Annotated in this window: 3 protein-coding genes; all 3 read left to right on the forward strand. The window is 35.2% G+C overall.

Features of this window, described 5'->3' with window-relative positions:
• Positions 1–536 (forward strand): tyrosine-type recombinase/integrase (locus PHC28_RS16780; protein WP_300103304.1); only part of this gene is annotated, 536 nt, incomplete at its 5' end.
• Between the two features lie 144 nt (positions 537–680).
• Positions 681–1,475: a cation transporter gene (locus tag PHC28_RS16785; protein ID WP_300103306.1), complete on the forward strand. Its 795-nt coding sequence runs from the start codon at positions 681–683 to the stop codon at positions 1,473–1,475.
• Positions 1,476–1,659: 184 nt separating this feature from the next.
• Positions 1,660–1,818 (forward strand): hypothetical protein, encoded by a 159-nt coding sequence (locus tag PHC28_RS16790; RefSeq protein ID WP_300103308.1) that lies wholly within the window; start codon positions 1,660–1,662, stop codon positions 1,816–1,818.
• Positions 1,819–3,849: the final 2,031 nt, after the last annotated feature.

Consider the following 3,849-nt stretch of genomic DNA (forward strand, 5'->3'; position numbering starts at 1 on the left):
TACCAAACGTTTTGAGCAAAGAAGAAATTAAATTGATTTTGAATGCCCACAGCAACATCAAACACAAAGCGATGCTATCGATGATTTATAGTTGTGGATTACGTCGTAGTGAGTTATTGCATCTTAGGTTTTCGGATATCGATTCCAATAGAAATATAGTTTTGCTCAAAAATGCCAAAGGAAAAAAAGACCGAATTGCGCCATTATCGCCAAAAATTTTGAAAATGCTACGAGAATATTATAAAGACTATAAACCAGCAGTGTGGCTATTTGAAGGACAAATTAAAGGCGAACAATATTCTGAAAAAAGTTTACAAAGCGTATTGAAACAAGCTTTGCAAAAAACAGGCATAACAAAACCGGTGACCTTGCATTGGTTAAGACATAGTTACGCAACACATTTGCTTGAGAGTGGAACTGATTTGAGATATATACAAGAATTATTAGGACATAGTAGCAGTAAAACTACTGAAATTTACACGCACGTTAGTACAAAAAGTATCCAACAAATAAAAAGTCCTTTTGATGATTTGTAAGAAAAAATTATTATATTTGAATACTAAAAAAGTCTGACTGCCGTCAGACCTATCCACCCAAAATTGGAGTGATAGGTCTGATTTTGTCAGACCTATAAGCTAGTTAGCAGTTATGTTTAGACCGACACCGCAGACAAGACAACTATGCAAAAAACGACATTTAAAATAGTGAAAATGGACTGTCCGTCCGAAGAGCAAATGATACGAATGAAGTTGGACGATTTGATAAACATTAAGTCGTTAGACTTTGACATTCCAAACAGACTATTAACCGTTTTGCACACTGACGACCACAAACAAATTTTCCAGCGACTTGACGACTTAAAATTTGACACTTCACTAATTGACAGCACTTCGGCAGACAACGAAACGATAACAGACAATTCCGCAACCGAACGAAAACTTTTGTGGCAAGTTTTAGCAATCAACTTTTTCTTTTTCGCACTTGAAATTACCACAGGTTTTATTTCAAACTCTATGGGACTTGTTGCCGACAGTTTGGATATGCTTGCCGACAGCATTGTTTACGGACTTGCACTTTTTGCAGTTGGCGGAACAGCAATACGAAAAAAGAACATTGCAAAATCGGCAGGTTATTTTCAATTATTGCTTGCACTTTTCGGCTTTGTAGAAGTAATTAGACGATTTATTGGACTTGAAGAATTGCCGACATTTCAGACAATGATTGTTATTTCAATTTTAGCGTTAATCGGCAACGGACTTTGTTTGTATTTACTGCAAAAAAGCAAAAGCAAAGAAGCACATATGCAAGCAAGTATGATTTTTACATCAAATGACGTAATTGTAAATCTTGGCGTAATCGTAGCAGGCGGACTTGTCTATTTGACAAATTCAAAATATCCCGACCTAATCGTTGGGACAATCGTTTTTGCAATAGTTGGACAAGGTGCGTATAGAATATTGAAACTATCGAAATGAAAAACACAACTGCTAACAGCCGTTTGCCACAATGGGGGCTGACGTGGTTAAATCAAGTGCAGTGCTTCTATCAACATTTGTACTTGGTTGACAGTGAAGTGCTCCGAAATCCCCCACTGCGGCAAGCGGCAAACCGTTAGCCGTCATTACAAAACAGCAACTAAGACAATAACTAAAAGTAGAAATGACAACTTCTGAAAATGCGAATGAAATTGCAAACAAAATATTAAGCGAATATCTTGAAGGAAAATCGTTTAAGTTTGTTAAATCGGTATTATACTTTATTGAAATGCAGTTAGAAATTATTTGTATTGTTCCAAACGTTTCAGAAAATAATCTATAGGCTCATTAGTCTTAAATGTAGAAAAAGTATAATTGTCATCTTTATGATTTAAATGAATATTAGTAATAACTTCTTTTGAGAGTGTTGTAAAAGAAGTTACTTTGTAAATAAAGTCTACAATTAGATTATGTTCTTTGTTAGAGCAGTCAACGATTTTGATTGTTTTCATAAGGTTAAATTAAGTTCTTTGAAATTGTGTGTTTGTAAAAAAGTAAACAAATGTTTGCATATTTAAAATAAGTCACTACATTTGCAGTGTTGTTAAAGTGGAGCGTACGGGAATCGAACCCGTTGCAGACAGATAGGAAGCCGTCCCGCATCGAACCTAAACGCCCCAAAAATACAAAAACTCTCTACCGATTATCGAGAGATTTGTTAAATATCAACAGCATCTTTGACAGACCTGTGTACCAAAGTTTAACTAAAAGTTAGCCTGATTACTTATTACAGTAAAAACAAAACGGCTTACTTAAATAAACTCTCTTTTTACTTCTCCAATGGATAAAACTCCAAAAGCATCTCAAATGTTTCAAGTAAATTGATTTTTAAATTAGACAGTTAAATCGTTTAGACTACGAATCTAAACTACATAGAGTTCAAAGAACAAAAATACATTCAGAGTTACAAATCGGACGTAACCTGATAACAGACAATAAAAATTTAGGCTACTGTTACTCGACAGATATAGCCCATTTTTCTATTTTAGATACTTCGGTTGCGAAATTAAGTATTTATTTTAACTTTTCCTACTAAAACTTAATATATTTTTCCAAGCACACAATTTCAACGAGCAACAAACCGAAGAAATAACGACGGCTAACAGCTACTAAGCGAATATAGCGGAATTAGTCTTGAATTGAAACATAATCTTGTATCTGTTAAATTTGGCGAAAAACAGTAAAAACAAGGAATTTTAACCCCGCTACATCGCCTAGTAGCAAGACGTTGATGTGCAATTGGCAGTTGATTCCAGAAGTATTTTGCGCAATGAATCCGATAAATTTTAGAGGAATATCGTTAGAGAAAGAGAAAGGAATTCTCTTTGCTCAAGTCTTTCGATTAAAATCGTAGAAAGTAGAAAGTTCACTTTCAAACGTTTGACAACGTAAAAGACTTGGCTAAGTTAGAAGAAAAAAATCACAAAGTCAATTTTCTAACTTAAAAATATTCTCTAAACCTTCATCGGCTACCTTTTATTGACGATCGCCTAGCTTGGCTAAGCGCCATAAAACAAGGTTCATTGAAGTAGATACTGGTGAAAAATATTTTAAAGGAGGAATCTAGCCAACTACGTTACTGATTTCAGCAAGAGGCAAAAAACAGTTACTGCACACAACTGCCAGCTAAAAAAAATGCCTTGGTGCTTTTCTGCTGATATTGGTCAATTTTGTAAAAATTATTTTATATTTGAAAAGCCACTGAAGGAAGGCACTTCTTTTAGCTGGCTTAACGTTGGGGGGCAGTTGTGCCGAACTTACTCAGACGGACAGAAACTGAAAAAAAAGCTTTTATTTACGCAGAAACCTGCAAAGCAGAAGCCTGAAAGTTGGATTTTGCCAACTGAAACTTGTAAAACAGAAACTTGAAAAGTTGAAAGCAGAAGCCTGAAAGTTGGATTTTGCTATCTGAAACTTGTAAAACAGAAAATTGAAAAGTAGAAAGCAGAAGCCTGAAAGTTGTATTTTGCCAACTGAAACTTGTAAAACAGAAACTTGAAAACGCAAAAAGCAGAAACTTGAAAAACTTTGCAGAAATTCGTAATTTCGACAAAACAACCGCCCCCCAACACACGCTACAAGCAAGCTGGGCATTTGGCTTAATTTAAAGCTGGTTTTGTACTTGCAAAGTCAGTGTTTAACCGAAAGTTTAGGCTTTTTTAGCCCCAGCCTGCCTGTAGCGCGGAAACGTTGATGTGCAATTGGCAGTTGATTCCGGAAGTATTTTGCGCAATGAATCCGATAAATTTTAGAGGAATATCGTTAGAGAAAGAGAAAGGAATTCTCATTGCTCAAGTCTTTCGATTAAAATCGT

Origin of the sequence: Flavobacterium sp., assembly GCF_028712645.1 — a bacterium.
Classification (GTDB): Bacteria; Bacteroidota; Bacteroidia; order Flavobacteriales; family Flavobacteriaceae; genus Flavobacterium.